Source organism: Limnohabitans sp. TS-CS-82 (genome assembly GCF_002943475.1).
This window is the reverse complement of sequence record NZ_PTQX01000014.1, coordinates 12,344-36,849: the sequence shown is the minus strand read 5'-3', so window position 1 is coordinate 36,849 and position 24,506 is coordinate 12,344. Positions and strand designations below refer to the sequence as shown.

Sequence of the window (24,506 nt, the reverse complement as noted above, 5' to 3'; positions counted from 1 at the left end):
CTCTCACATGCAAGAACTCGGACGTTTAGAAGACCTGCCTAAAGACTATGTGCAGGATTTGCGTGACCTGAACCTGGTGCCCCTGTGGCCCAGCCTGCGCGGCGTGCTGCCCCCCAAGGTGCCCACGCGCCAGACCCAGCCCACTTGCTGGGCCTACAAGGACATCAAGCCCTTGCTGCTCAAAGCAGGCGAGCTGACCCCGATTGAAAAAGCCGAGCGCCGCGTGCTGGTGCTGGCCAACCCCGGCCACGGGCTGGAAAAAATGCAGGCCTCAGCCGCCATGTATTTGGGCATGCAGTTGCTCATGCCCGGCGAATGGGCCCCCAGCCACCGCCACACACCCAACGCGGTGCGCATGATCGTCGAGGGCGAAGGCGCTTACACCACGGTGGACGGCGAGAAGTGCCCGATGAGCCGAGGCGACTTGATCCTCACACCCACAGGCCTGTGGCACGAGCACGGCCACGACGGCACCGAGCCGGTCATCTGGCTCGATGTGCTGGACCTGCCGCTGGTCTATTACATGGAGGCCAGCTACCACATCAACGGCGAACGCCAGACCGTGGTGCCCGGCCAGGGCGACAAGCAATACGCCCGTGGCGGCGTGGTGCCCAGCCATGTGTTTGAGCGCAGCAAGAAGGCTTACCCCATGCTGCGTTACGCCTGGAAAGACGCCAAAGCGGCGCTGGAATCGCTGGCCGCTGACGATGCGGGTCTGGAACAGGTGCAGGTCACCTACACCAACCCCGAAACCGGTGGCGATGCCGAAAACATCCTGGGCTTTTATGCCCTGATGCTGCGCCCCGGCCAGACGCTGCGCCTGCCTGCCCGCTCACCAGCACAGGTGTTCCACGTCATCGAAGGCGCGGTGCAAGCGCAGATTGTGGCCAGCACCTTCACGTTGGCTGAAGCCGACACCTGCTGTGCCCCCGGCTACGAAGCCGTGACGCTGACCAACCTGAACGCCGGCCAGCCTGCGTTCGTGTTCATCGCCGACGAATCGCCGCTGCACCGCAAGCTGGGTGTTTACGAGAACCGCGGCTGATGCCAAACCTCTGTAGGAGCTTGCCTGCAAGCGATGGTCCACGGACCGCAAGCGCTTGAATCGCCAGCAGGCTGGCTCCTACAAAAAACCTTTCACCTTTTGAACGACACCATGACCTCTTACCTCTTCACGCCACCCGCCGTTCAGTCGCTCGCCATCCGTGGCAAAACCGAGCGCTTCCCCATCAACCGTTTGTTCTTCGTGGGTCGCAACTACCACGCACACGCGGTCGAAATGGGCAAGCCCGTCGACAAATCGGTAGAGCGTCCGTTCTACTTCACCAAAGCGCCGCAAACCCTCACGCCCAGCGGCGCCACCGTGGCCTACCCACCTGAAACCAAAAATTACCACTTCGAGATGGAGATGGTCATCGCCATCGGCAAGGCCGGTTTCCGTGTCAGTGCAGACAAAGCCCACGAAGTGATCTACGGCTACGCCGCAGGTTTGGACATGACCCGCCGCGACCTGCAATTGGTGGCACGCGACAAGGGCCGTCCTTGGGATTTGGGCAAAGACGTGGAGCAATCGTCGGTGTGTACCGAGATCGTGCCGATGGAAGGCGTGGTCATCGACAAGGGCGCGATTGCCCTCGAAGTCAACGGCGAAACCAAGCAGTCGTCCAACGTGGACAAGCTGATCTGGGATGTGCGCGAAATCATCGCCGACCTGTCGCTGTTCTACCACCTGCAACCCGGCGACTTGATCTACACGGGCACCCCTGAAGGCGTGAACGCGGTGCAGCCCGGCGACAAGATCACTGGCCGTGTGGAAGGTGTGGCTGAAGTCGCGCTGACCGTCGGCGCTGCTGAATAATTCAAATTTTTACGCAGGCGCAACCTTTGAGCGCCTGCCTCACGACAGGACATCGCCCCATGAAGCTCTACAACTTTTTCCGCAGCGGCACCTCGCACCGTTTGCGCATCGCCCTCAACCTCAAAGGGGTGAGCACCGACTACATCGCCGTTGATTTGCGTGTGGAAGAGCATTTGAAAGAAGCCTTCAAAGCTTTGAACCCGCAAGGCTTGGTGCCTGCGTTGGAGGTGAGCGAGCAGCACGTGCTGATTCAGTCGCCCGCCATCATCGAATGGCTGGAAGAGACCTATCCCACGCCAGCGCTCTTGCCCGCTGACGCGCTTGACCGCGCCCATGTGCGTGCGTTGGCCGCCATCGTCGGTTGCGACGTTCATCCGATCAACAACCGCCGCATTTTGGAAACCCTGCGCAAGCAGTTCGGTGCCAACGAAGACGCCATCAACGCGTGGTGCGCCACATGGATCACCGACGGCTTCAACGCCATCGAAGCCTTGCTGGCAGCAGACACCCGGCGCGGTGCGTTTTGCTTTGGCAACACGCCCACCTTGGCCGATGTGTACTTGATTCCCCAAGTGGAGAGCTCACGCCGCTTCAAAGTGGACCTGAGCCAATGGCCGTGCATCGCGGCTGTCGAAGCGGCGTGCATGCAACTGGAAGCCTTCCAAAAAGCCGCACCTATGCAACAACCTGACGCAGCGTGATGGCCGTCCGTACACAAAAGCACCTGATTTTTGAAATGGAAACTCCTATGAACTTCTTGAAAACTTCTTTCACCGCCGCCTGTGTGGCGGGCTCAATGGCTTGGGCGCTGCCCGCCGCTGCGCAACAAGCGGCCACTTTTCCGACCAAACCCGTCAACATCGTGACCGCCTTTGCGGCTGGCAGCGGTCCTGATGCCGTGCTACGCCAAGTGTCTGAAAAACTCTCTAAGCTGTGGAACCAGCCGGTGACCATCACCAACAAACCGGGCGGTGGCGGTTTCATCGCCATTGATGCCACGCAACGCATGCCTGCCGACGGCTACACCTTGCTGCAACTCGACAGCGAACATTTGTCTGCGTTGCCGCTGCTGTACAAGTCGAAAAACTTCGTCACGCTCAACACCTTTGACCCCGTGGCACCGTTGTTTCGCACGCCTTTCTTGGTGGCCGTCGCCACCGATTCGAAATGGCAAAACATGAAAGACCTGATTGCGGCCGCCAAGTCTGAGCCCAACAAAGTGAGCTACGGTTCATGGGGCATCGGCAGCCCCGGCCATTTGGGCGGCGAGCAGTTGGAGTTGCTGACCAGTTCGGAGATGACGCATGTGGCTTACCGCGAGGTGTCGCAGTTGTTCACCTCGGTGGGCGCGGGCGATATTCAGTGGAGTTTTGCCAGCATTCCGTCCAGCCAAGGGGTCTTCAAGGCCGGCAAGATTCGTTACCTCGCCGTCGCTGCCGCCAAGCGTTTGCCCCAAATGCCTGAGGTGCCCACGGTGACCGAAGCCACCGGTTTTGCAGGTTTTGACGTGAACTCGTTTGTGGTGCTCGTGTCGCCCAAAGGCTTGCCCAGCGATGTGAAAGCCAAGATCAACGCCGACGTGCTCAAAGTGCTGGCAGACCCCGATGTCAAAGCCCGTTACAACACCTTTGCGTTCGAAACCATCACGTGGTCGCCCGACGAGATTCGCAAGAACGCTGACGTGAAAAGCAAAATCTACGATCAGTTGGTCAAGCGCAAAAACATCAGCTTGGACTGATGCGAGAGCCAGTGGTGGACAGGGATTTCTGCTTTCTCATGCAGAAATAAACCCAGTCCCACGGCGCAACCCCACGCAAACCCTGTCAGCGCAAAGGCGGTGACAGGGTCGTGAAAATGGCCGATGTTCCATAGCGCGCTGAACACCACAATCACGCCAAAGTGGGTCAAAAACAGCACGTAGGCGCTGTTGGCCAAGCGATGCACCACCCGTTTCATGGGCGTCCAATGCACCCTGCTTTTGGGCTTGATGGTGAGCCAAACAGCGGTGATCAACGCCAAACTTAAGCGCGTGCGGTACTCGATCCACAAGGCGCCCACCGCCAACAACACCGTGATCCAAAACACCGCCGCGTCAAACGCAGAGCGCTTGGCCCATGCAGCCAACACGCCCAAGCCATAAGCCGCAAAGAAGTAGATGGCCCAGATGTCCAATTCATCGATGCGATTGAACCACCACATTGAAGCGACGCACAACAGCGCCACGCCCAAAGACAACACGCGAACGCCATAGGGCTGCAAGCGATTGCACAACACGACCAAAACGACGAAGAGTTGAAAGTCAATGGCCACGTACCACGCGCCGCTAGAGAGCGCTTCGATGTCAAATAGATCGTGCACCAACAAGGCATGGGCCAAAAAATGCGAAAACGTCGGTGCACTGGGTAACCAATCGGCGTGGATGTCGGTCCGTAAAATGGCCACGACCAAGCTGATCAGACTGAGCGCAAAGATGTAAATGGGGACCAAACGCAGATAGCGGTTGAAAATGTGGATGACGGGGTGCGTCATGGGTTTATTCATGACCGATTGGGCCGCTAAAAAACCGCCCACCACCAAAAATACTTGAACGGCTAAACGTGCGTAGCGATACAGCCATTCGATCAACTGCGGCCATTGCAGGGTCATGGCTTCTGACATCGGCCCATAAGCCGAAAAGTGGTGCCACACGATCAGTTGTGCCGCCACCACTTTGAATACATCCACTGTGAACGAACGTTCCATCAAACGACCTTGTCTAGTGCGTGCTCTTAATCGCGGGGGCGAAAGCTGATGATGAGCGGCGAGTGCACGCGACCATCGGTGTCCCGAGGCAGCACCTCGGTTTTGTCGATGGCCTTGAGCACCGCGTTGTCCCAAGCGGCGCTGCCGCTGGACTTGACCAGCTTGCGCGACACGATGGTGCCGTCAGGCGCGCAGCGCACTTCCACTTCGGCGGGCGTGTTGCTGGCGATGTCTTCGGTGAAGGTGATGTTGGGCTTGATGCGCGCACGAATGCGTCCGCCATAGCTGTCAGACGGGCCTGAAGCGCGCAGGGCCGTGCCCGTGGCGTTTTCGCTGCCTGTGGCCCCAGCCATGCCCGCGATGCGGCGCATGTTTTCGGAGCGAATGGCGTCGAGCTTTTTGGCGTCCTCAGCGGCTTGCTTGGCGTCTTTTTGCGCTTGCTGCTGCTTGGCTTCTTTGCGCTCTTTCTCTTTGCGTTCGTCGTCACGCTTGGCATCGAGCTTGCGTTTTTCTTCTTCGGCTTTGAGCTTGTCTTTCTTCTCTTGAGCCTTCTTCAACTCGGCTTTTTTGTCTTCTTCTTTTTTACGTTCGAGTTGCTTGCGCTTTTCAGCCTCTTTGGCTTCTTGCAGCTTTTTCTCGTCGTCGAGTTGTTTGCGACGCTTGGCCAACGCAATTTCAGCCTCGCGGTTGGGCTCGGGCGGCGGCGGTTGCACCACAGGCTTCTGTAGGGGTTCAGGTTTTGGTTGAGGCGTCGGCTCGGGGGGCGGAGGCGGTGGGGGCGGCACAGCCGCCAAAGGCGGCGCTGCAGCCATGGGCACGGCCGACCACAGCTCGGCTTCGACCGACAGGCTGTCGTCTTGCTGCCATTGAATGCCTGCCGTCAATGCCACCAGCAACAAGCCGTGCACAAACAAGGCGGCTGCCAATGAGCGCCCCGTGCCTTCAGCAGGGGGCGGTGCAAATTCCAGATGTTGGGCTTGGGCACTCATGACGGAAACAACGTGCGTGTGGGCATCACTCAGCGAGTTGAACCGACAAACCCACGCGCTGCACGCCCGAGCGTTGCAGCGTGTCCATGGCTTTCACCACGGTTTCGTATTTGATGGTGCGGTCGGCGGTGATCACCACGGGGCCTTGGGCCACTTCGCCTTGCAAGGTTTTCACATCACGGGCCAAAGCTTCTAGCGAACTGGGCAAGGTTTTGCTGACGGTGCCCGTGCTTTTGAGTGTGATTTTTTCGTCTTTGCTGATTTCGACGTGAATCACTTGGTCGGGCACGGACGAGGCCTTGCCCACGCTGGGCAAATCAATCACGCTGGGAGAAATCAAGGGGGCCGTGACCATGAAGATGATCAGCAAGACCAGCATCACGTCGATGAACGGCACCATGTTGATGTCGTTCATAGCGCGACGGCCGCGGCCTGAGCGGGGAGCGATGGAAGCCATGTTGTGTCTGCGGCTCAGTTGGCAGTGGACGTTGCGCTGACGTTGCGCTGCAAGATGTTGCTGAACTCTTCGATGAAGGTCTCCAGCTTGATCGAGATGCGGTCAATGTCACGCGAGAAACGGTTGTAGGCCAGCACCGCAGGAATGGCGGCGAACAGGCCAATGGCGGTGGCCACCAACGCTTCGGCAATGCCAGGCGCCACTTTGGCCAAGGTCACTTGCTGCATGCCTGCCAAACCGGTGAAGGCGTGCATGATGCCCCAGACCGTGCCGAACAAACCCACATAAGGCGACACCGAACCGACCGACGCCAGCAACGACAGGTTGGACTCAATCGCGTCCATCTCGCGTTGGTAGCTGGCGCGCATGGCGCGGCGTGCGCCGTCCATCAAAGCGCTGCTGTCGTTGATGCGGCGTTCACGCAGTTTTTGGTACTCGCGCATGCCGCTGGCAAAGATGCGTTCCATCGGGCCCGAGTGTTTGGCGTTTTGTGCCGCTGAGGCAAACAACTCGTTCAAGCTGGTGCCCGACCAGAACTCGCGCTCGAACTCGTCGTTCAAGGCTTTGACGTGTTTGATCGAAATGATTTTGCGGAAGATCGCGGTCCAACTGGCGATGGAGACGCCCATCAGCATCAGCACCACCACTTGCACCACCCAACTGGCGTTGAGCAACAAATGGACGATGGAAAAATCTTGTGTCATGTCAAACGTTCCAATACAGAGGGGGGGATTCTCGCAGGCTTTAGTGTGATTCCGTCCACCCAGCCAATGCGAATGGTGCCTTCGCACAGCAGGGTGTCGCCACGCCATGCTTGTTGGGCGATGACCAAGCTGGCGCGGCCACCTTCGCTCAGGCGAGCGGTGACGCGCAGCAGGTCGTCGAGTTGCGCAGGGCGGTGGTATTTGACGGCGGTTTCGCTGACCACAAACATGCCACCGGTTTCTTCGCGCAAGGCGTGTTGGCCAATGCCTAAAGCCCGCAACCATTCGGTGCGCGCGCGCTCAAAAAACTTCAGGTAGTTGGCGTAAAACACAATGCCACCGGCATCGGTGTCTTCCCAATAGATGCGCACGGCGTGTTCAAACGGGGTGGTCTGGTTCATGCGGTTCAACCTAGAAGCGTTTGCAAACGCGCCACGGCCGCTTGCAATTCGGGCAAGGATCGGGCGGTGGAGAAGCGCACATAACGCGCGGTGTCGGCATGGCCAAAATCACGTCCGGGGGCGATGGCGATGTTGGCTTGTTTCATCATTTCAAAGGCGAAATCCCAGCTGCCTTGAATGCCCAGTTTGTCGCACGCGGCCGTGCAGTCAGCCCACGCGTAAAACGCGCCGTCAGGCATGACGGGCACGTTCAAACCCAAGGCGTTCAGTGCGGGTACAAAGAAATCACGGCGCGCTTTGAACTCGGCGCGACGGCGTTCGTACTCGGCGATGCTGTCGTCCTCAAAGCAGGCCAGTGCGGCGTGTTGTGCCACCGTGCTGGCGCAGATGAACAGGTTTTGTGCCAAGCGCTCGATCACGGGCAGCAGGGCATCGGGCACCACCAGCCAGCCCAAGCGCCAACCGGTCATGTTGAAGTATTTGGAGAAGCTGTTGATGCTGATGACTTGGTCATCCAACCCGAGCGCGGACTGGCCGAATTGCGCGTCGTAGCTCAGACCCAAATAAATTTCGTCGATCAAGGTGAAGCCGCCACGCTGCGACACCTCGTTGTGAATGGCACGCAATTCGTCAGGATGAATGGAGGTGCCGGTGGGGTTGGACGGCGAGGCCAGCAACACGCCTTGTGTTTGGCCGTTCACCCAATGTTCACGCACTTGCGCGGCACTGAGTTGAAAGCGCTCTGCCGCCGTGGTTGGCACCAGTACTGCACGACCTTCTGCCGCGCTCACAAAATGGCGGTTGCAGGGGTAGCTGGGGTCGGGCATGAGCACCTCATCACCCGCTTCGACCAAGGCCAGACAAGCCAGTTGCAACGCGGCAGAGGCGCCCGCCGTCACCACAATGCGGCGCGCCGGCACATTCACGCCAAAGCGTGTGGCGTACCACGCACTGATGCGTTCGCGCAAAGCACTCAAGCCCAGTGCGGGGGTGTATTGGGTCAGGCCGTCGTGCACGGCACGGGCCGCGGCTTCTTGCACCAAAGGGGGGGCGGTGAAGTCGGGCTCGCCAATGTTCAAAAAGATCATGGGCGCATCGGTGTGCGCCACAAGGGCTGCGCGTTCGGCGGCGGCTTTGGCCACCTCCATCACGTAAAACGGCTCAATGCGCTGCGCGCGCTGGGCAATTTTCATGGTCAAGAACGGACGATGCCTTTGGCGCGGTCGGCTTGCACCTCGTGTGGGCGCAGTTGCGGGGCCAAGCCGTTCAGCACAGCGTTCACATACTTGTGGCCATCGGTGCCGCCGAATGATTTGGCCAATTCAATGTATTCGTTGAGCACCACGCGCCAAGGCACGTCGATGCAGTGCTTGAACTCATACGCGCCCATCCACATCACGGCGTGTTCGATGGGAGAGATTTCTTCGATCTTGCGGTCGAGCAAGGGCACGATCAAGGCGTCGAGCACTTCGCGTTGCTCCACGCAGCCGTACAGCAGCGCGTCGTAATGCACGGAGTCGGATTTGTGGAAACCGCTCAAGTCGCGGGTGAACACGTCGATGTCAGCCGCTTCGTTTTTGCCCACCAAAAATTGGTAGAGGCCTTGCAAGGCGAATTCACGCGAGCGGCTGCGGCCAGATTTGGCGGCGCTTTTGGTGGTGCCATTGCCGTCCGATTTAGGGGCCGTTTTGCGTGGGGCTTTGTCGTCGTGGGCGGGGGTGTGGTCGCTCATGCCAATTGCTCCAACAACAAGGCCATTTCGACGGCCACGCGGGCGGCGTCGCGGCCTTTGTCGGTTTGACGGGCCACTGCTTGGGGCATGTCTTCGGTGGTGAGGATGGCGTTGGCAATGGGGATGTGATAGTCCATGCCCACACGCGTCACGCCTGCGCCTGACTCGTTGGCCACCAACTCAAAGTGGTAGGTCTCGCCACGGATGATGCAGCCCAGCGCAATGAGGGCGCTGAACGGCTCTGGGTCTTCAATTTGCGCGAGCGCGGCCAAGGCCAAGGGCACTTCGAGGGCGCCGGGCACATGCACATGGGTGATGCGGTCGTCACGCACGCCCATGGCTTTGAGTTCGGCGATGCAAGCAGCGGCCAGTGCGTTGGTGATGTCGTCGTTGAAGCGCGCCTGGACTATGCCAATCTTCAAAGCGCTGCCGTCGAGCGTGGTGGTGGAGGCGAGGTTGGAGACAAACATGGTTTTTATTCTTTAGTCGTTGTTATTCTTTGGACAGGTAGCCCGTGATTTCAAGTCCGTAGCCGGTCATGCTGGGCATGCGGCGTGGGTTGCCCATGAGGCGCATTTTGTGCACGCCGCAGTCGCGCAAAATTTGTGCGCCCACGCCGTAGGTGCGCAAGTCCATGCGGCCGCGCTCGGGGGCATGGGCCGAACGGGCTGTGCCCTCAAACTGGGCCAGCAGTTGTTCGCCGCTTTCGCCGCAGTTGAGCAACACGACCACGCCTTGGCCTTCTTTGGCAATGCGCTGCATGGCGGCATCTAAGCCCCACGAGTGCATGATGCGGTTGGGCTCTAGAGCGTCGAACACGGACAGGGGTTCGTGCACACGCGCCAACACCTCGCTGTCGGCTTGCCAAGTGCCTTTGACGAGCGCCAGATGCACCGCGCCGCTGGTCATGTCTTTGTAGGCGTTGGCGGTGAATTCACCGTGGGCGGTGGCCATGGGGCGTGAGCCCACTTTGTGCACCAACGATTCGTTACGGCTTCGGTGCTCAATCAAGTCGGCGATGGTGCCGATTTTCAAACCGTGCTCGGCGGCGAAGATTTGCAAATCAGGCAGGCGAGCCATGGTGCCGTCGTCTTTCATGATTTCGCAAATCACGGAAGAGGGTGAGCAACCGGCCATGGCGGCCAAGTCGCAACCGGCTTCGGTGTGGCCGGCGCGCATCAGCACGCCGCCGTCCACCGCTTGGAGTGGGAACACATGGCCGGGCTGTACCAAGTCGGTGGGCTGGGTGGCTTTGGCCACGGCCACTTCGATGGTGCGCGAACGGTCAGCGGCAGAGATGCCGGTGGTCACACCTTCAGCAGCTTCGATCGACACGGTGAAGGCTGTGCTGTAGACCGTGCCGTTGCGCGCGGCCATGGGTGGCAGTTTGAGGTATTCGCAGCGCTCACGGGTGAGCGTGAGGCAAATCAAGCCACGGCCAAAACGGGCCATGAAGTTGATGGCTTCGGGGGTGACGTGGTCAGACGCCAGCACCAAATCGCCTTCGTTTTCGCGGTCTTCTTCGTCGACCAAGATCACGATGCGGCCCGCCTTCATGTCGGCGACGATGTCTTCCACGGGAGAAATGCTGACGGGCGTTTTGTCCGTGGCCGTTTGGGATGCACTCATGGGTGAGCTTTCAAAGAGGTGGGGGCGGTCAGCGAGGCGTCGACGCGCAACATGCGTTCGACGTAACGGGCCACGGTGTCAATTTCGAGGTTCACGGTGCTGCCGGCTTGCAGGCTGCCAAGCGCGGTGTTGTCGACCGTGTGGGGAATGAGGTTGATGCTGACTTCTGAGCCGCGCAGGGCTTCGTGGCCTTGCGGACCGTGGTTGCCCAAGAAGTCGTCGACGCGGTTGACGGTCAAGCTCACGCCGTTGATGGTGATGGAGCCTTTGTAAGCCAAGTACTTGGCCAACTCCGGCGGGGCCATCACGCGCAGTTCCCAGCTTTCGCCGATTTGTGCGAAGTAGGTGACGGTGCCAATGCCGTCCACATGGCCTGAGACGATGTGGCCGCCCAAACGGTCATGGGCACGCAAGGCTTTTTCAAGGTTGACGCGACCCAATTCGGCCAAGCCACTGGTGCGGGCCAGCGATTCGGCAGAGATGTCGATGGTGAATTGATGGGTGTCGAGGTCAAAGCTGGTGACGGTCATGCACGCGCCATTCAAAGCGATGCTGTCCCCCAAACCGACGTCGTCGAGATAACCAGCGGGCGCCTGCAAAGTGAGGCGCTTGCCGTGGTGTAAAGAGCTACCCAGGTCGTGGACAGCGGTGATGCGCCCCACGCCGGTGATGATTCCGGTGAACATAGTCTGATATTTTCGCAGGTTTACGCGCGGCTTACCGCACGGGACGGGCCAATATCCGTAAATCAGGCCCGATTTGTGTCACTTCGTGAAAGTGGAGGGGTTTGGCATCGCTCAGTTGGGTGAGCGGGCCGAGGTTGGTCATGCCACGCCCTTGGCCGATGAGTTGCGGCGCGAGGTAGACCAAGAGTTCGTCCACCAAGTCGGCCCGCAGCAGCGAGCCGTTGAGTTTGTGGCCTGCTTCGACGTGGACTTCGTTGATTTGTCGAGCGCCCAAATCTTGCAACATGGCTGCGAGGTCCACTTTGCCTTGGGGGTTGGGCAAGCAAATGACCTGTGCGCCTTGGGCTTCGAGGGCCGCGCGGCGTTCTGGGCGATCTGCCGCACAGTAAATCCAGACGGGGCGTTGCGGTGCAAACAGCTTGGCAGTGAGCGGCGTTTCGAGTTGGCTGTCCATCACCACCAAGGTGGGTTGGCGTGGGGTGGACAGGGCGCGCACATTCAATTGAGGGTCGTCTTCGAGCACGGTGCCAATGCCGGTGAGCACGGCGCACGCTCGGGCGCGCCACGCGTGGCCGTCTTGGCGGGCGGGCTCGGAGGTGATCCATTGGCTGACGCCGTTGTCGAGGGCGGTTTGACCGTCCAGTGACGCAGCGACTTTCATGCGTACCCAAGGCGTGCCGTGCGTCATGCGTTTGAAAAAGCCGATGTTGAGTTCATGGGCTTCGGCCCCCAGTAAACCCACATCCACCTGCACGCTTGCGGCCCGCAAACGTGCGATGCCTTGGCCCGCCACGTGCGGGTTGGGGTCGCCTTCGGCCACGACCACACGCGCCAACCCCGCATGGATGAGGGCGTCGCAGCACGGGCCGGTGCGACCTTGGTGGCTGCAAGGTTCTAGCGTGACGTAGGCGGTGGCTCCTTGCACTTCGTGCCCTTGGGCCTGTGCGTCACGCAAGGCCATCACCTCGGCATGCGCTTCGCCTGCGCGCTGTGTGTGGCCACTGCCTAGCACCACGCCTTGAGGGCTGACGATCACGCAGCCCACGCGGGGGTTGGGTGAGGTGAGGAAGAGTGCTTCACGGGCCAGCGCCAAGGCTTGGTGCATGAAGGCGGTGTCGTGCGTGTAAAAGGACATGAGAGGCGTGACGAAGACGTTGTGGTTAGGCAATCTGCACGTAAACATGCTTGCCAAGTACGTGTGCAGCAGCCTCGATTTGGTCGAGTTTGGAGGCATGGCGCAAGTCAAACAAGCGGTCAACTTGCGGCATATGCCAACCTAAACGGCGCGCCAATTCGGCTTTTTTGATGCCTTGTTCTGTCATAGCTTGGTACACACCGAGCTTGGCGCATTCCAGCGCTGAGGGGCGCACGGTGGGTTGATGGGCTGAAGCTTGGCTGGGGATGGGGAGCGGTTTGCGGGCGTCGACATAAAAAGACAAGCCCGTTTCAAGCGCGTCGACAGCGTTCAACAAGGCCTCGTCTTGGTCCGCGCCAAAGGTGATGGCTTCTGGGATGTCGACAAACGTCACCAGCACGGTGCCATTGTCGGGGGTCAGTGTTACAGGGTAGTCAAACATCTTTCACTCCTTCATTTCAAGCCAAGCTGTCGTTTGATGGCTGCTTCTAACCCTTTGCCAAGTTCGGTTGTGCCGTGCATGGGTAAGGTGGACTGCTTGCCATTGAGAAAAACCTTCAGGTGAGAACCCTTGCCAGACTGAAAGGTTGCACCTTGTTGCTCCAGCCATTTTTTCAGTTGCTTGGAATTCATAATAACAGAAGTGTTGTGTTTTAACTCAGCGGCCCCAGCACGGACCGGTGGTTGCGTTGGCGCCTTGCACACCGCGTGCGCCCAAATGGTTGAGCGTCAAGGTGCCGCAGGCGTCTGCGCTTTGCGGGCCAAATGGGGTGGCGCTGAGGGTGTAGGTTTGGGCGGTGCTGCTGAGGCTGAGCTTGTAGTTGACGCCTTCCATTTGCAACACGCTGGTGGGCACTTCGGCAGGAGCGGGGTAGTTGCCGTTGGCGCTGGCGGCGCGTTCTAGCCAATGGGCGGCTTGCAGCAGGGCGGTGCGGGCTTGGGCGCGTTGGTTGCGTTGTAAAAGGGCTTGGTAGTTGGGCCACGCCAAGCTGGTGAGGATGGCCGTGCAAGCGAGGGCGATGGTTAACTCCAAGAGGGTGAAGCCGAGTTGGCGGGCCGGCCGATGGGCCCATTGACACGAAAGCTGGGTGTTGCACTTGACGCTGGGGGTGTGTGGCATAGGTGTGTTCAGTCTTGCAAGATGCGCCAACTGTGGCGGTGGCCGCGCGTGTCGCTCATACGGGTGCGGGTCCAGAGGGTTTGCAACACGGTGCTGCTGCTGGGCAGCACCCCGGTGGCCAACACGGTGATGCGGTAGATAAAGGGCGGTGCGCTGCTGGCGCTGGCTGCCGAGGACAGTTGAGCGGCATCGGGTTGGATGTCGACCCAGTACCACGCGGTGCCAGCGCCGTAAGGCGTGTCGCTGGCGCTGACGGGCATGGCTGAGGCGGTCATGCTTTTCCAAGTGGAGGCGCGTGAAAAGAGGTCGTCTTTTTCTGTTTTAGGTGGCGTGACCGCGCAAATGCCGCTGCGGCAGGCATCGCTGCCTAGGCGCTGGCGCAGCAGGTCGCGTTCGGCCAGATTGGTGGGAAAAAAGACGTGCGTTTGTGTGCTGTCGCCTGCCACGTAGCGCGTGTTCATCGACAAAGATGGCGTAGGGGGAGTCGGTGCAAGAGGCGCAAGTGGCACATTGGGTGCGTTCACACCACTGGCTGCACTGGCGCTGCCCACAATGTCTTGCACCGCCAAAGGCAGCACGGCTTCTGCTTTGTGTTGGGTGCGCAGTTGATCGGCCTCGGTTTTTAAAAGTATTTCGTTGACCCACAGCTGCCGCCATGCCAGCACCGTGCCGACGCTGGCCAGCATGAGCATCGCCATCACAGTGGGCAGCGCCAAGCCTTGTTGAGACCGAGGATGACGCCTCATGGCAGCAGACCGTCGCGGTTGCGCAGCGTGATGACGCGGCGAAACACCCGCCGTAACCGGCCATCGGCAGCCACTGTCTCGCCCGCACAGCCTTGGCTGGCGGCGGACCCATTGCTGACGTTGTTGACGGGTGTGATGCTGGCCACTCGCAAGCAGACCTCAATGGCCAGCACTTGCGACATGGCGCTGACTTGGTCGGCCGTTTTCCATTGAAGCGTTTGAGTGACGGGGTTGGCTTGCGCGTAGCGCACCTGAAAGTCTTCCACGCCTTCTGCTAGGGCTTGGTAGGTGCTGCTGGTGGGGGTGAGGTCTTTGCAGGTCAGTTCTTTGTTGGTGTTGAGTCTGAAATCGTTGCGGATGATTTGGGTCCCAATGGGTTGGTTGCCTTGGCAATCGCGGGCAGAGACGTGGTTCCAGTGTCCCAGCGCGACGTGCTCGTCGGCTTTGTTGCCGTTCACGCCTTGCAAATCGGGTTGATCGGGGCTGTAGACGCTAGAGAGTTGGGTGTTGGGCGATGCCGTTGTATCGAGGTAAGCAGCACCTGTGATGTGTGCGTGTTCGCGCACCTTGCGCAAGGCCATGCGGGCGTTGGCATGCACGGCGTCAATGGCGGCCATGCTGGCCCATGTTTGTCGGCTCACGCCATAGGCCGCGGTGGCGGCAGCGATCACCATCAACCCCAAGGACAGGCCAATCAGCAACTCGGGCAGGGTGTAACCGAGGGTGTTTGAATGGGCGCGCATCTCAAACCGCCGGACGAAAAAACAAGCGCCAACAGCTTTTGTTGTCGGGGCAGGTCGGCGTGCCAGACGCGCCATCGGTGCGGTAGGTCATGCGGTCGTCGCGCCATGCCAGCACGATGCCCCACCAGCCTGGGGCATCGGTGAGGGCGAACACGGCGGCGTCGCCTTCGGGCAGTTGGTTTTGCAGTGTTTGTTGCAGTTGCTGCATGTCCCATTGGGCGAGTTCGGTGCGTAAACAGGGTTGAGCTGCGCAGTCGGGCAGCTTGGTTGAACTGCCCGTGGCTGTCGCAGAAGCGCCCCATGCTTTGGCGTAGTCGGCCGTTCGAGGGGCGTTGAGTTGCATGCGTTCGGCCAAGTCGTCAGCCAAACCCATCGCGACGGCGCGCATGACTTGTTGGCGTTGCAAGGCCAAAGCTTGTTGGTGCGTCCACAGCAAGGTCAGCACGCCTGAGGCAAGCAGCAACAGCGCCATCAAGGCTTCCAGCAGAGCCACGCCACGTTGCGGTTGACGGTGGCAACGCAGGGCGTGGGTGGGTGTGACGCATCGCTTCAACTGCAAGCCTCCCCCGACACCCAGCGAATGCGACTGGCGCTGTTGAGGCACACCGCGACGGCCAAGTTCAGCGCGGGTTGTTTGGACTTGATCACCCAGCGATCGCCCACGGTGCCTAAGTCACCGCGCGGGCTGATGTCGAGCGGGTCGACTTTGGCAAACGTCAGCCCCAAGCTGTTGTGCAGCGGCGTGGTGAACACGACTTGTTTGTCCGCTTTGGTGCTCAATTGCCAACCGCAGCTCCAATCGGTGCTTGCCGATGTGACCCAAGTGCAATCGCTCAGCCGCGATAGCTCCAAGGCTTGGCCGAGTTGCAGTGCGCGCAAGCGGGCGTTTTGCAAGTCGTTCATCAGCTGGTCGCGGGTGGCTTCGACGCGGGCGCGTTCTTGAAATCGCAGCCAGTTTGGTGCGGCAAAGGCGGCGAGCACGCCTAGCAGGCATAAGCAAACCAGCAACTCCACCAGCGTGAAACCGTGCGAGTTGGATGCCCTGAAAACAGAAAAGCCCAGCGTTTGCATGCCGCAAATGCTAGGCCTCTGAGGTGGGGAGACGCTTTGTTACAACTCGAAAACTACGTGCGAACTTCGTCCACCAAGCTCTTGAAATCGTCGATGTCTTCAAAGCTGCGGTACACGCTGGCAAAGCGGATGTAGGCCACTTTGTCGAGTTTCTTCAGCTCACGCATCACCAGCTCGCCAATGCGGGTGGTGGGCAGCTCGCGCTGGCCTGAGCTGAGCAGCTTTTCTTCGATGTGCTCAATCGCGTTGTCCACCTGTTCAGTGCTGACGGGGCGTTTGCGCAGCGCCAAGCTCATGGAGTCGAGTAGTTTTTGGCGTTGGTACTCGATGCGCCGACCGTCTTTTTTGACGATGTTGGGAAAGCTCACATCGGGCCGTTCGTAGGTGGTGTAGCGCTTGTCGCAAGCGCCACACTGCCGACGACGGCGCACAGACGTCGCGTCTTCTGAGATGCGTGTCTCGACCACTTGGGTTTCCAAGTGGCCGCAGAAAGGACATTTCATAAGTCAGCGGCCTGTTGCAGGGCTTACTTGTAGACCGGGAAGCGGCTGGTCAAGGCATGCACCTTGGCACGCACCGCCGCAATGTTGGCTTCGTCGTGTGGGTTGTCCAACACGTCAGCAATCAAGTTGGCGGTGATGCGGGCTTCTTCGTCTTTGAACCCACGGGTGGTCATGGCGGGGGTGCCAATGCGCACACCGCTGGTGACGAATGGTTTCTCTGGGTCGTTCGGGATGGCGTTCTTGTTGATCGTCATGTGCGCAGCGCCCAAAGCGGCTTCGGCTTCTTTGCCGGTGATCTTCTTCGAGCGCAAGTCCACCAACATCACATGGCTTTGAGTGCCGCCGCTGACGATGCGCAAACCGCGTGCGGTCAAGGTTTCAGCCACGATCTTGGCGTTCTTCACCACTTGGGCTTGGTACTCTTTGAAGTCAGGCTGCATGGCTTCTTTGAACGCCACAGCCTTGGCTGCGATGACGTGCATCAAGGGGCCGCCTTGCAGGCCAGGGAAGATGGCGCTGTTGATGGCTTTTTCGTGTTCGGCCTTCATCAAGATGATGCCGCCGCGTGGGCCGCGCAAGCTCTTGTGGGTGGTGGAAGTCACCACGTCGGCGTGAGGCACGGGGTTGGGGTACTGGCCAGCGGCGATCAAGCCAGCGTAGTGGGCCATGTCGACCATGAAGATGGCGCCCACTTCTTTGGCGATCTTGGCAAAGCGTTCCCAGTCGATGTGCAAGCTGTAGGCAGAAGCGCCGGCCACGATGAGTTTGGGCTTGTGTTCGCGGGCTTTGGCTTCCATCGCTTCGTAGTCGATGGCTTCGTTGCTGTCCAAGCCGTAAGACACGACGTTGAACCATTTGCCAGACATGTTCAGGGCCATGCCGTGGGTCAAGTGACCGCCTTCGGCCAAGCTCATGCCCATGATGGTGTCGCCGGGCTTCAAGAACGCGAGGAACACGGCCTCGTTGGCCGATGCGCCGCAATGGGGTTGCACGTTGGCAGCGTCTGCGCCGAAGATGGTTTTGATGCGGTCGATGGCCAGTTGCTCGGCCACGTCCACGAATTCGCAGCCACCGTAGTAGCGCTTGCCGGGGTAGCCTTCGGCGTATTTGTTGGTCAGCTGCGAGCCTTGGGCTTGCATGACGGCGGGGGAGGCGTAGTTTTCGCTGGCGATCAGCTCAATGTGGTGCTCTTGACGGGCGTTTTCGGCTTGAATGGCGGCCCAAACTTCGGGGTCTGTCTGTTCGATCAAGATGTTGCGGTTGTACATACTGGCAGTCCTAGAGAAAGGTGGTGTCCCGGCTTTAACTGAAAAGTTAGCGGCAGGGCTGCCCAGGCGAACGGCAAAACACCTCTTAATTAGAGAGGCTGCGCGCTTCCCAGTGGTCATACATCCACGTCAGCGGTGCAGAGCTGATGCCCCGCACGCCTATCGCCAGTTGCGCGCAGCAAGAGTTTACCGTGGATCTTCTTCGTCTTTGGGCTCTTTGCCGAAGGGCGTCAGGCGCTGGGCTTTCTCCCACAAACTCTCCAACCGAGCGGTCGCCGCTTCAGCTGCGGTCGATGGCGGTGGCGTGGTGGGTACTTTGACGCCTTTGGCGACTTGCAACAAGCGGCCATGCTCCGCCACGACTTTGGCGGCGTAACCGCTGTCGTCTTTGGTGTTGCCCGCGCCCACATAAAGCCGCAGGCCTCCGTCCACGCTGCCGGCGCGGGTGATGCATTCTTTGAGCACATTCACGCCGACGCGAAGGTTGGCGACGGGGTCAAAAGCCGCCATGGCACCGCCAAAACTTTGGTATTTGTCGGCGTGTACTTTGGTCATGACCTGCATCAGACCTTGGGCGCCCACGCTACTTTGGGCGAAGGGGTTGAAGCTTGACTCCACGGCCATGACCGCCAAAATCAGGGTGGGATCGATCTCGTTGCGTGGCCCCAAGTCGTAGGCTTCGCTGACCAAGGCGCTCACAGGCTCGGGGGCCACGCGGTATTTGCGACTGAGCCAATAGGCCAAATTCGCTTGTTGTTTGGGCAAATCTCGCGGATCGGTGGCCGTGGCGCGGTCGACCGCGTCGACGTCGGAGGCCAAGCCGGTGGCGTCGTACTGGCGTTCTTGCAGCCAACCAATCAGTTTGGTTTCGGTGATGGCGCGCAAATCGGGGCGCACCGTCATGGCCACCGCAAAGAAGAACAAAGACAGGCCCACCACGGCCATGCCGTTGTGGGTGATCGCAAAAAAGCCTTGGGCCACGTCGGATGCAAACGTGCGCAATCCTCGCGTCAATGTGGCAACCAGGGTCATTTGTGCAAATTTATAAAGTCAGGAGGATGAAAATTTTAAAGCCTCGGCGACAATCACTGCTAATTTACTGTGAGCTCTACTTGTGACTGATTCTTCTGCGAAACCCCTCGACCTTGCTGCCCTTGACGTTTTGACTGGCGGCGCCTTCACCGCTTCCAACTCGGGAGACCGCACGGCACGCCTGCGCGATTGGCTGGCTGGCCATCCCACGTTGGAGCAATTGCAAGCCGTTTTTAACGAAATGAGCAGCAAAGACAAGGGCGCTGCCAAAGTGCTGCGCGAAAAGCTCGATGAGCTGCGCCGCACCAAAGACCAAGACGCCTTGATCGTCGAGTGGGCCATCAAAGGTGAGGCTTTGCGCGACGCCGCCCGCATCAACTTGGCCGATGCCATGGGTTGGCAACGCGATGCCGCGAAAGCGGGCGCCCCTCTGTCACGCGAGCCTTTGGCCGGTTTGAAGACCGCGTTGGCCGAACGCGTCAAAGCCATTGAAGATTTGCAGCACCAAACCCAAGTGCAGCGCGAAGCTGCTGTGTTGTTGGCGCAGCGCATTGAAGTGCTCTCGACCAAGCCTTGGCAAGACGCCTTGGCTTTGCGTGATGGCCTGCAAGCCGATTTGGACCGTTGGAATGCCCAAGCACAAGCCCTGTCGGCCGATGCTCAGTGGCCCAGCGTGGATGCCAAATTTGCCCCCGCCTTGCAAACCAGCGCCCAGCAAGTGCAAGCCGTTTGGACCGCTTTTAGCGCGGCTTTGACGTTGACCGAAGCCGCCGCTGCTGACGCTGCCGCCCCTTTGCCCGCTGTGCCGGCTTGGGCTGACCAAGTGCGCGTGGCGCGCGGTGAAGTGCTGCCTCAAAAGGCTGCCCCTGCGCCCAAAGCCCCCGCCGCCGGTGGTTTGGACGTGACCCGCAAGGTCAAACCCACCGCTGACAAAGCCGTGGTGGACCAAAAGCGCATGGAGCTGGTGCTCCAAGCGGAAGCGTTGTTCAAGCCTGCTGCGGCACCCAAAAAAGCCCGTGTGGCGGCAGATGCTGCTGCCGCACCGGCAGAGGCAGTGGTAGATGCAGCGATCGATACAACGGTTGAGGCCCCGCAAGCTGCGCCTGAAACCGCGAGCACGCCCGTTGCGGCAGATGGGGTCGAGCCCGTTGTGACCGCTGAAGTGGTGGCGCCCGTGGTCGAAGCCGCGCCTGCTGTTGAAGCCGTCGAACCCGCTCCAGTGCTGGCACCTGCTGACGTTGCTGAACAAGCAGCCTCCGAGGCGCCAGCCCCAGTTGCGGCCCCCGCGCCAGCGGCTGAAGTTACGGCTGCCCAGTCTGCGCCAGCTGCTGCGGTGACAGAAGCGCGCGTGCCTGCCATGGGTGGTCGCAAGTTGCAAGAAGCCTTGCGTAACTTGCGCGATCAATGGAAAAAAATCGACAAAGAAGCCGCGCCTAACCCCGCGTTATGGAAGCGTTTTGACGCCGCCTGCAACCGCGCCCATGAAGTGGTTGATGTGTGGCTCAAAGAAGCCCGCGCACAAACGGCTGCCCACAAAGCGCAGCGTTTGGCCTTGATTGAAGAGGTCAAAGCGTGGTCTGCTGAGCATGCCCAAGGTCCAGATTGGAAAGGCGTGGCGCGTCAATTGCACCAATTCGCTCAACGCTGGCGCGACAGCGGCCATCTCAGCGAGAAGATGTTTGCGGAGTTGCAGCCCACTTGGAAAGCCGTCATTCACGCCGCCCATGAACCTTTGGAGGCAGTGCAAAAAGCCAGCTTGGCGCGTCGCCATGGTCTGATTGCCGAAGCGCAAGAGTTGGGTGCTGCACCCACTTTGCGCATTGATGCCGTCAAAGCTTTGCAACAGCGTTGGCAAGAAGAAGCCCACACCGTGGTGCTGGACCGCAAGCAAGAGCAAAAGCTGTGGGATGCCTTCCGTCAGCCGATTGACGAGGCATTTGCCCGCAAAACATCGTCGCGCGAACAGACACAAACCGCGCTGACCCCACACGACAAAGCCGTGATCGATGCGTCCAAAGCGCTCGAATCCGCCATTGCCAAAGGCGACGGCGCACAAATTCGCTCAGCCATGCAAGCGTTGGAGCAAATTGCGCGTGGCGAATTGCCTGTGGCTGCACCTGCTGCTGTGGCGCCTGTGGCGGAGTCTGCAAAGTCTGCGGATGCACCTGTGGCCTCCGAGACTGGCGATGCCTCTGCGGATGCGTCTGCAGCGCCCGAAGCTGGCGCAGAGCCGAGCGCTGACACGGCTGACGCTGCTGAGCCAGAAGTCGCTGCAGCACCTGCCCCCGCTCCTAAAGCTGCACCACGTCCCGTGGTCGCTGTGCGTGGCGATGACCGCCCAGGTCAAAAGCGCACCGAAGTGGCCCCTGCCGGACGTGGCCGTGATGGCAAGCCTGGCGGCGGCAAGTTTGGCGACCGCGCTGGCGGTGACAAAGGCGCTGGTTTTGGCCGTGACCGCGATGGCGCAGCTCGTCCTTCGCGCGATGGCCGTGACGGATTTGCCCCACGCGGTCCACGTTTGGGTGACGCCGCATTCCGTGCGCAGCGTTTCGCCTTGGAGTCCGCACAAGACGCGCTGCGTCGCTTGGCAGCACAAGCCCATGGCGAAGTGCTCACCCAGTTGATGCACGCTTGGGAAAAGCGCGATGCCAGCCAGTTGCCCGCGGCGCAAGCCATTGGCAGCAAGCTCACGCCTGCGCAACGCACGCAATGGGCGCAAGCCTTGGCGAGCGATGTCAAAGCGGAAACGGTCACGCCTTTGTTGCGTTTGGAAGTGGCGGCTGAGTTGCCGACACCTGCTGCGCAAATGGATGCACGCCGTGCCTTGCAATTGCAAATGCTGACCCGTCGCAACGATCCTTCGCCTCAAATGACATGGGCCGCTGATGCGGCGCAAGTCTTGGCGGGTGCTTATGACGAGACCGCTGCGCGTCGTTTGCAATCGGCGTTGAAGGTGTTGCTCAAGCGCTGAGTGTGAAGGGGACGGTCCGAGACTGTCCTTTCCAGAAATGCCGCATGCCCTTTAAGTGGCAAATTCCTTAAAAGGAGCGGCTCAGCGGCAATCGACAAAGCCCCCTTGTGGGGCTTTTTTCTTGGCTGCGCAGCCAACTCAGCACTTCTAAGCGTGGCGGCTGTGCATTGGCATGCCAGTCGCTGAGCACCCAGCGGGTCAGGCGATCGCCCAAGTCGTGGACGGCGGGTTTGTGGGTGTGGCCGTGTAAAAACACCGAAGCTTGCGCCGCGTGTAGCCAGCTGCGCGCAGCGGCGTCGTCGACATCGGCATAGTCGGTGTGCGTTTTCTTGCGGGCTTCGCTTTGCTCGCGCAAGTGGCGTGCAAAGGCTTGACGCTCGGCCAACGGTTGCGCCAAAAATTGCTGTTGCCAAGCGGGTTGGCGCACTTGGGCGCGAAAGGCGAGGTAATCGGTGTCGCCCAAACACAGGCTGTCGCCGTGGCTGAGCAACAAGCGCAGAGCGCTGGGCGTGTCATTGCTCGCGTCGATGTGCAACACGGTGGGGTCGCTCAAACCCTGCATGCCCGTGGCTTTGAGCAGGGCGTCGCCCACCAAAAAGTCGCGGTTGCCACACATGAAATACACAGGTATGCGTTGCGTCGTGCGCTGGAGCACGTCCATGCATTGCAGTGCAAAGGGGTCTTGGGTGTCATCGCCCACCCAGACTTCAAACAAATCGCCCAAGATGAAGAGGGCGTCTGCGGGCGTGTGCGCCATGTGCTGGGCCCACGCCTCAAAGGTGGCGGGCTCGCTGGCGTCGAGGTGCAGGTCGGAGATGAAGTCGATGCGCTGCCACTGCTGGGGGGCTTGCACGCTGGGTACAGGCAGACTCAGGCGCGGCAGTGCTGACACAGGGCTTAAAGCGCGACCGCTTTGTCGATGACCACGTCTTCTTTGGGCACGTCGTCATGGAAGCCTTTGCGGCCGGTTTTAACGGCTGCAATTTTGTCGACCACGTCGTTGCCGCTGACCACTTTGCCGAACACGGCGTAACCCCAGCCTTGTTGGCTTGGTGCTTTGTGGTTCAAAAAGTCGTTGTCAGCCACGTTGATGAAGAACTGGGCGGTGGCCGAGTGTGGGTCTGACGTGCGCGCCATGGCGAGGGTGTAGTGGTTGTTTTTGAGGCCGTTGTTGGCTTCGTTTTCAATGGGTTCGTCGCAGGGCTTTTGGGTCATGCCTGGCTCAAAACCGCCGCCTTGCACCATGAAGCCGGGGATGACGCGGTGAAAAATGGTTTTGTCGTAGTGACCTTTGTTCACGTAGCTCAAGAAGTTTTCGGTGCACTTGGGGGCTTTTTCGGCATCGAGTTCGATGGTGATGACGCCGTGGTCCAAGATGTGCAGTTCGACTTGTGGGTTGCTCATGGTGTGTTTCCTGAAAATGAAAGAAGAAAGGCCTGTGCGTGTTTAAAGCAAAGTGGCCGATTGGATGACGATGGGCATGCGCGGCACATCGGAGGGGAAAGGGCCGCCCGAACCTGTGGGCGTGCTTTTGATTTTTTGGATGGTGTCCATGCCCGAGACCACTTTGCCAAACACGGTGTAGCCCCATTGCTGGGGTGTGGGGTCGAGAAAACCGTTGTCCACCACGTTGATGAAGAACTGTGCGGTGGCTGAGTGTGGTGCATTGGTGCGCGCCATGGCGAGCGTGCCCACCGTGTTGCGGGGGCCGCCTTTGGCGAGGGCTTCGCGGCCTTCGTGCATCACAGGTGCACGGCTGGGGCGCTCCATGTAGCGGGTGTCGAAGCCGCCGCCTTGGACCATGAAGTTGCCAATCACGCGGTGAAAAATGGTGCCGTCGTAGTGCTTGTCACGCACGTATTGCAAAAAGTTTTCGGCAGTTTTGGGGGCTTTGTCTGGGTAGACCTCGACCACAAACTCGCCCGCATTGGTGACGAACTTCACCTGCGGTGCTTTGGTTGCGTCTTGGGCCATGGCCAAGGGCGTGACTAAGCTGCAGACGGTTAAACCGAAAGCGCAGAGGGCGCGACGAGAGATGCTCAAAAGTGTCATGGTGATGTGCCTTGGGTGAGTGCAAGTGCGGGTTGAAGAGCTTCGATTTTCTTGGCAGGCGCGCGATGCGTGGGCTCAAGGCCTAGGGCACGTTCGTACGATTGACGTGCCAGTTGCACCATCAAGTCGCCCATGTTTTCGTGGGCTGCGGGGTAGTTGGGGTTGGCACGCAGGGCTGCCTCGATGGCGACTTTGGCGCGGGCGTAGTCACCTTGTGCGGCGTAGAGCACGCCCAAATTGTTGTGGGGTTCGGCCAGCTCTGGGTAGTCTTGCGTGAGGCTCAGGTAGAGAGGCAGTGCCACCGCGGGTTGTCCCAGCTGCTCGGAGAGGAAGGCTTGCCAAAACCGCATTTGAGGGTCGTTGGGTTTGGTTTGAAGACCGCTTTCGACCAGCACCAAAGCTTGTGGGTATTTGGCTTGGCGCAGCAATTTGCGCACGTTGTCGTGCGGGTCACTTTGCATTTGCGGCACCGACGGCTGGCCGGGCTGCCAGTCTTGGCTGGCGTTGGTTTGTGCCAAGACCGAGTTAGCCGCGCACATGAGGCTCGCGCAGAGCGTGCACCCTAAAACCCAGCGCTGCAAAAACAGTCGCGAGCTCGTGGCGTGGGAAGTGAGGGCAGGGTTTTTCATGTGCTTTGTATACTGTCGTTATTGTAAAACAGAGGGTC

The 24,506-nt window shown here is 59.9% G+C and carries 30 protein-coding genes and 1 riboswitch; of the genes, 5 read left to right on the top strand and 25 right to left on the bottom strand.

All coding sequences use genetic code 11. From position 1 onward, the window contains the following. Nucleotides 1–7: 7 nt before the first annotated feature. The 4 genes from C5F52_RS22575 (at nucleotide 8) to C5F52_RS22560 (ending at nucleotide 3,596) form a co-directional block, all read left to right on the top strand. The gene (locus C5F52_RS22575) at nucleotides 8–1,045 is read left to right on the top strand and encodes a cupin domain-containing protein (RefSeq protein ID WP_104800615.1); all 1,038 of its coding nucleotides are present in this window, start codon (nucleotides 8–10) and stop codon (nucleotides 1,043–1,045) included. A gap of 111 nt (nucleotides 1,046–1,156) precedes the next feature. Beyond that, a complete protein-coding gene (locus C5F52_RS22570) occupies nucleotides 1,157–1,858 on the top strand; it encodes a fumarylacetoacetate hydrolase family protein (protein ID WP_104800740.1) in 702 nt (233 codons plus the stop codon). A gap of 59 nt (nucleotides 1,859–1,917) precedes the next feature. Beyond that, a complete protein-coding gene (gene maiA / locus C5F52_RS22565) occupies nucleotides 1,918–2,559 on the top strand; it encodes a maleylacetoacetate isomerase (protein WP_104800614.1) in 642 nt (213 codons plus the stop codon). 47 nt (nucleotides 2,560–2,606) lie between these two features. After that, nucleotides 2,607–3,596 carry a tripartite tricarboxylate transporter substrate binding protein gene (locus C5F52_RS22560; protein ID WP_201747077.1) on the top strand — a complete coding sequence of 330 codons (990 nt, stop codon included), beginning with the start codon at nucleotides 2,607–2,609 and terminating at the stop codon, nucleotides 3,594–3,596. Here C5F52_RS22560 and C5F52_RS22555 read toward each other — a convergent pair. The 21 genes from C5F52_RS22555 to C5F52_RS22455 all read right to left on the bottom strand — a co-directional run bounded on the left by C5F52_RS22555 (nucleotide 3,560) and on the right by C5F52_RS22455 (nucleotide 18,816). Beyond that, nucleotides 3,560–4,600: an acyltransferase family protein gene (locus C5F52_RS22555; RefSeq protein WP_104800613.1), complete on the bottom strand. Its 1,041-nt coding sequence runs from the start codon at nucleotides 4,598–4,600 to the stop codon at nucleotides 3,560–3,562. The two genes, C5F52_RS22560 and C5F52_RS22555, sit on opposite strands and share 37 nt — an antisense overlap. 26 nt (nucleotides 4,601–4,626) lie before the next feature. Then, nucleotides 4,627–5,589 carry a cell envelope integrity protein TolA gene (gene tolA / locus C5F52_RS22550; RefSeq protein WP_104800612.1) on the bottom strand — a complete coding sequence of 321 codons (963 nt, stop codon included), beginning with the start codon at nucleotides 5,587–5,589 and terminating at the stop codon, nucleotides 4,627–4,629. Nucleotides 5,590–5,614: 25 nt separating this feature from the next. Beyond that, on the bottom strand, nucleotides 5,615–6,046 hold the full coding sequence (locus C5F52_RS22545; protein WP_104800611.1) for a biopolymer transporter ExbD: 432 nt from the start codon (nucleotides 6,044–6,046) through the stop codon (nucleotides 5,615–5,617). A 14-nt stretch (nucleotides 6,047–6,060) separates the two neighbouring features. After that, nucleotides 6,061–6,750, bottom strand: a complete 690-nt coding sequence (gene tolQ, locus C5F52_RS22540; RefSeq protein ID WP_104800610.1) for a protein TolQ — start codon at nucleotides 6,748–6,750, stop codon at nucleotides 6,061–6,063. Next, nucleotides 6,747–7,151 carry a tol-pal system-associated acyl-CoA thioesterase gene (ybgC, locus tag C5F52_RS22535; protein WP_104800609.1) on the bottom strand — a complete coding sequence of 135 codons (405 nt, stop codon included), beginning with the start codon at nucleotides 7,149–7,151 and terminating at the stop codon, nucleotides 6,747–6,749. Before ybgC ends, tolQ begins: the two co-directional genes overlap by 4 nt. Nucleotides 7,152–7,156: 5 nt before the next feature. Further along, on the bottom strand, nucleotides 7,157–8,344 hold the full coding sequence (locus C5F52_RS22530; protein ID WP_104800608.1) for a pyridoxal phosphate-dependent aminotransferase: 1,188 nt from the start codon (nucleotides 8,342–8,344) through the stop codon (nucleotides 7,157–7,159). 2 nt (nucleotides 8,345–8,346) lie between these two features. Beyond that, a complete protein-coding gene (gene nusB / locus C5F52_RS22525; protein WP_104800607.1) occupies nucleotides 8,347–8,883 on the bottom strand; it encodes a transcription antitermination factor NusB in 537 nt (178 codons plus the stop codon). Beyond that, a complete protein-coding gene (gene ribH, locus C5F52_RS22520) occupies nucleotides 8,880–9,353 on the bottom strand; it encodes a 6,7-dimethyl-8-ribityllumazine synthase (RefSeq protein ID WP_104800606.1) in 474 nt (157 codons plus the stop codon). The genes nusB and ribH overlap by 4 nt, the downstream gene beginning before the upstream one ends. A 22-nt stretch (nucleotides 9,354–9,375) precedes the next feature. Continuing rightward, a complete protein-coding gene (ribBA, locus tag C5F52_RS22515) occupies nucleotides 9,376–10,512 on the bottom strand; it encodes a bifunctional 3,4-dihydroxy-2-butanone-4-phosphate synthase/GTP cyclohydrolase II (protein ID WP_104800605.1) in 1,137 nt (378 codons plus the stop codon). Next, nucleotides 10,509–11,198 (bottom strand): riboflavin synthase, encoded by a 690-nt coding sequence (locus C5F52_RS22510; RefSeq protein ID WP_104800604.1) that lies wholly within the window; start codon nucleotides 11,196–11,198, stop codon nucleotides 10,509–10,511. Before C5F52_RS22510 ends, ribBA begins: the two co-directional genes overlap by 4 nt. A 31-nt stretch (nucleotides 11,199–11,229) precedes the next feature. Beyond that, on the bottom strand, nucleotides 11,230–12,333 hold the full coding sequence (ribD, locus tag C5F52_RS22505) for a bifunctional diaminohydroxyphosphoribosylaminopyrimidine deaminase/5-amino-6-(5-phosphoribosylamino)uracil reductase RibD (RefSeq protein WP_104800603.1): 1,104 nt from the start codon (nucleotides 12,331–12,333) through the stop codon (nucleotides 11,230–11,232). Nucleotides 12,334–12,358: 25 nt separating this feature from the next. Beyond that, nucleotides 12,359–12,775: a type II toxin-antitoxin system HicB family antitoxin gene (locus tag C5F52_RS22500; RefSeq protein WP_104800602.1), complete on the bottom strand. Its 417-nt coding sequence runs from the start codon at nucleotides 12,773–12,775 to the stop codon at nucleotides 12,359–12,361. A gap of 11 nt (nucleotides 12,776–12,786) precedes the next feature. Next, on the bottom strand, nucleotides 12,787–12,966 hold the full coding sequence (locus C5F52_RS22495; protein ID WP_104800601.1) for a type II toxin-antitoxin system HicA family toxin: 180 nt from the start codon (nucleotides 12,964–12,966) through the stop codon (nucleotides 12,787–12,789). Nucleotides 12,967–12,991: 25 nt separating this feature from the next. Beyond that, nucleotides 12,992–13,453, bottom strand: a complete 462-nt coding sequence (locus tag C5F52_RS22490) for a type IV pilin protein (protein ID WP_104800600.1) — start codon at nucleotides 13,451–13,453, stop codon at nucleotides 12,992–12,994. 8 nt (nucleotides 13,454–13,461) lie between these two features. Beyond that, nucleotides 13,462–14,199 (bottom strand): pilus assembly protein, encoded by a 738-nt coding sequence (locus tag C5F52_RS22485; protein WP_146100144.1) that lies wholly within the window; start codon nucleotides 14,197–14,199, stop codon nucleotides 13,462–13,464. Further along, nucleotides 14,196–14,942: a PilW family protein gene (locus C5F52_RS22480; RefSeq protein WP_161499753.1), complete on the bottom strand. Its 747-nt coding sequence runs from the start codon at nucleotides 14,940–14,942 to the stop codon at nucleotides 14,196–14,198. Before C5F52_RS22480 ends, C5F52_RS22485 begins: the two co-directional genes overlap by 4 nt. A gap of 1 nt (nucleotide 14,943) precedes the next feature. Then, a complete protein-coding gene (gene pilV / locus C5F52_RS22475) occupies nucleotides 14,944–15,501 on the bottom strand; it encodes a type IV pilus modification protein PilV (RefSeq protein WP_104800597.1) in 558 nt (185 codons plus the stop codon). Next, the gene (locus C5F52_RS22470; RefSeq protein ID WP_104800596.1) at nucleotides 15,492–16,013 is read right to left on the bottom strand and encodes a Tfp pilus assembly protein FimT/FimU; all 522 of its coding nucleotides are present in this window, start codon (nucleotides 16,011–16,013) and stop codon (nucleotides 15,492–15,494) included. The genes pilV and C5F52_RS22470 overlap by 10 nt, the downstream gene beginning before the upstream one ends. Before the next feature lie 53 nt (nucleotides 16,014–16,066). Further along, nucleotides 16,067–16,516 (bottom strand): transcriptional regulator NrdR, encoded by a 450-nt coding sequence (nrdR, locus tag C5F52_RS22465; protein WP_104800595.1) that lies wholly within the window; start codon nucleotides 16,514–16,516, stop codon nucleotides 16,067–16,069. A gap of 23 nt (nucleotides 16,517–16,539) precedes the next feature. Then, entirely contained in the window at nucleotides 16,540–17,784 is a 1,245-nt protein-coding gene (gene glyA, locus C5F52_RS22460; protein WP_104800594.1) for a serine hydroxymethyltransferase, read from the bottom strand. A 53-nt stretch (nucleotides 17,785–17,837) separates the two neighbouring features. Beyond that, nucleotides 17,838–17,967: riboswitch (ZMP/ZTP riboswitch) on the bottom strand. Nucleotides 17,968–17,970: 3 nt separating this feature from the next. Continuing rightward, nucleotides 17,971–18,816, bottom strand: a complete 846-nt coding sequence (locus C5F52_RS22455) for a lytic transglycosylase domain-containing protein (protein WP_104800593.1) — start codon at nucleotides 18,814–18,816, stop codon at nucleotides 17,971–17,973. An 82-nt stretch (nucleotides 18,817–18,898) separates the two neighbouring features. Between C5F52_RS22455 and C5F52_RS22450 the strand changes: the two genes are divergently transcribed. After that, entirely contained in the window at nucleotides 18,899–21,787 is a 2,889-nt protein-coding gene (locus C5F52_RS22450; RefSeq protein ID WP_236657972.1) for a DUF349 domain-containing protein, read from the top strand. Between the two features lie 67 nt (nucleotides 21,788–21,854). Here C5F52_RS22450 and C5F52_RS22445 read toward each other — a convergent pair whose 3' ends face one another. The 4 genes from C5F52_RS22445 to C5F52_RS22430 are packed head-to-tail and all read right to left on the bottom strand — an operon-like array spanning nucleotide 21,855 to nucleotide 24,378. Continuing rightward, a complete protein-coding gene (locus C5F52_RS22445; protein ID WP_201747076.1) occupies nucleotides 21,855–22,679 on the bottom strand; it encodes a UDP-2,3-diacylglucosamine diphosphatase in 825 nt (274 codons plus the stop codon). Between the two features lie 5 nt (nucleotides 22,680–22,684). Then, the gene (locus tag C5F52_RS22440) at nucleotides 22,685–23,191 is read right to left on the bottom strand and encodes a peptidylprolyl isomerase (protein ID WP_104800592.1); all 507 of its coding nucleotides are present in this window, start codon (nucleotides 23,189–23,191) and stop codon (nucleotides 22,685–22,687) included. Between the two features lie 42 nt (nucleotides 23,192–23,233). Beyond that, a complete protein-coding gene (locus C5F52_RS22435) occupies nucleotides 23,234–23,839 on the bottom strand; it encodes a peptidylprolyl isomerase (RefSeq protein ID WP_104800591.1) in 606 nt (201 codons plus the stop codon). Next, nucleotides 23,836–24,378 carry a tetratricopeptide repeat protein gene (locus C5F52_RS22430; protein ID WP_161499752.1) on the bottom strand — a complete coding sequence of 181 codons (543 nt, stop codon included), beginning with the start codon at nucleotides 24,376–24,378 and terminating at the stop codon, nucleotides 23,836–23,838. The genes C5F52_RS22435 and C5F52_RS22430 overlap by 4 nt, the downstream gene beginning before the upstream one ends. Nucleotides 24,379–24,506: the final 128 nt, after the last annotated feature.

Coding starts and splice junctions, on each gene's coding strand:
- C5F52_RS22575 (WP_104800615.1), top strand. CDS start 8: ATGCAAGAACTCGGACGTTTAGAAGACCTGCCTAAAGACTATGTGCAG.
- C5F52_RS22570 (WP_104800740.1), top strand. CDS start 1,157: ATGACCTCTTACCTCTTCACGCCACCCGCCGTTCAGTCGCTCGCCATC.
- maiA (WP_104800614.1), top strand. CDS start 1,918: ATGAAGCTCTACAACTTTTTCCGCAGCGGCACCTCGCACCGTTTGCGC.
- C5F52_RS22560 (WP_201747077.1), top strand. CDS start 2,607: ATGAACTTCTTGAAAACTTCTTTCACCGCCGCCTGTGTGGCGGGCTCA.
- C5F52_RS22555 (WP_104800613.1), bottom strand. CDS start 4,600: ATGGAACGTTCGTTCACAGTGGATGTATTCAAAGTGGTGGCGGCACAA.
- tolA (WP_104800612.1), bottom strand. CDS start 5,589: ATGAGTGCCCAAGCCCAACATCTGGAATTTGCACCGCCCCCTGCTGAA.
- C5F52_RS22545 (WP_104800611.1), bottom strand. CDS start 6,046: ATGGCTTCCATCGCTCCCCGCTCAGGCCGCGGCCGTCGCGCTATGAAC.
- tolQ (WP_104800610.1), bottom strand. CDS start 6,750: ATGACACAAGATTTTTCCATCGTCCATTTGTTGCTCAACGCCAGTTGG.
- ybgC (WP_104800609.1), bottom strand. CDS start 7,151: ATGAACCAGACCACCCCGTTTGAACACGCCGTGCGCATCTATTGGGAA.
- C5F52_RS22530 (WP_104800608.1), bottom strand. CDS start 8,344: ATGAAAATTGCCCAGCGCGCGCAGCGCATTGAGCCGTTTTACGTGATG.
- nusB (WP_104800607.1), bottom strand. CDS start 8,883: ATGAGCGACCACACCCCCGCCCACGACGACAAAGCCCCACGCAAAACG.
- ribH (WP_104800606.1), bottom strand. CDS start 9,353: ATGTTTGTCTCCAACCTCGCCTCCACCACCACGCTCGACGGCAGCGCT.
- ribBA (WP_104800605.1), bottom strand. CDS start 10,512: ATGAGTGCATCCCAAACGGCCACGGACAAAACGCCCGTCAGCATTTCT.
- C5F52_RS22510 (WP_104800604.1), bottom strand. CDS start 11,198: ATGTTCACCGGAATCATCACCGGCGTGGGGCGCATCACCGCTGTCCAC.
- ribD (WP_104800603.1), bottom strand. CDS start 12,333: ATGTCCTTTTACACGCACGACACCGCCTTCATGCACCAAGCCTTGGCG.
- C5F52_RS22500 (WP_104800602.1), bottom strand. CDS start 12,775: ATGTTTGACTACCCTGTAACACTGACCCCCGACAATGGCACCGTGCTG.
- C5F52_RS22495 (WP_104800601.1), bottom strand. CDS start 12,966: ATGAATTCCAAGCAACTGAAAAAATGGCTGGAGCAACAAGGTGCAACC.
- C5F52_RS22490 (WP_104800600.1), bottom strand. CDS start 13,453: ATGCCACACACCCCCAGCGTCAAGTGCAACACCCAGCTTTCGTGTCAA.
- C5F52_RS22485 (WP_146100144.1), bottom strand. CDS start 14,199: ATGAGGCGTCATCCTCGGTCTCAACAAGGCTTGGCGCTGCCCACTGTG.
- C5F52_RS22480 (WP_161499753.1), bottom strand. CDS start 14,942: ATGCGCGCCCATTCAAACACCCTCGGTTACACCCTGCCCGAGTTGCTG.
- C5F52_RS22470 (WP_104800596.1), bottom strand. CDS start 16,013: ATGCAAACGCTGGGCTTTTCTGTTTTCAGGGCATCCAACTCGCACGGT.
- nrdR (WP_104800595.1), bottom strand. CDS start 16,516: ATGAAATGTCCTTTCTGCGGCCACTTGGAAACCCAAGTGGTCGAGACA.
- glyA (WP_104800594.1), bottom strand. CDS start 17,784: ATGTACAACCGCAACATCTTGATCGAACAGACAGACCCCGAAGTTTGG.
- C5F52_RS22455 (WP_104800593.1), bottom strand. CDS start 18,816: ATGACCCTGGTTGCCACATTGACGCGAGGATTGCGCACGTTTGCATCC.
- C5F52_RS22440 (WP_104800592.1), bottom strand. CDS start 23,191: ATGAGCAACCCACAAGTCGAACTGCACATCTTGGACCACGGCGTCATC.
- C5F52_RS22435 (WP_104800591.1), bottom strand. CDS start 23,839: ATGACACTTTTGAGCATCTCTCGTCGCGCCCTCTGCGCTTTCGGTTTA.
- C5F52_RS22430 (WP_161499752.1), bottom strand. CDS start 24,378: ATGTGCGCGGCTAACTCGGTCTTGGCACAAACCAACGCCAGCCAAGAC.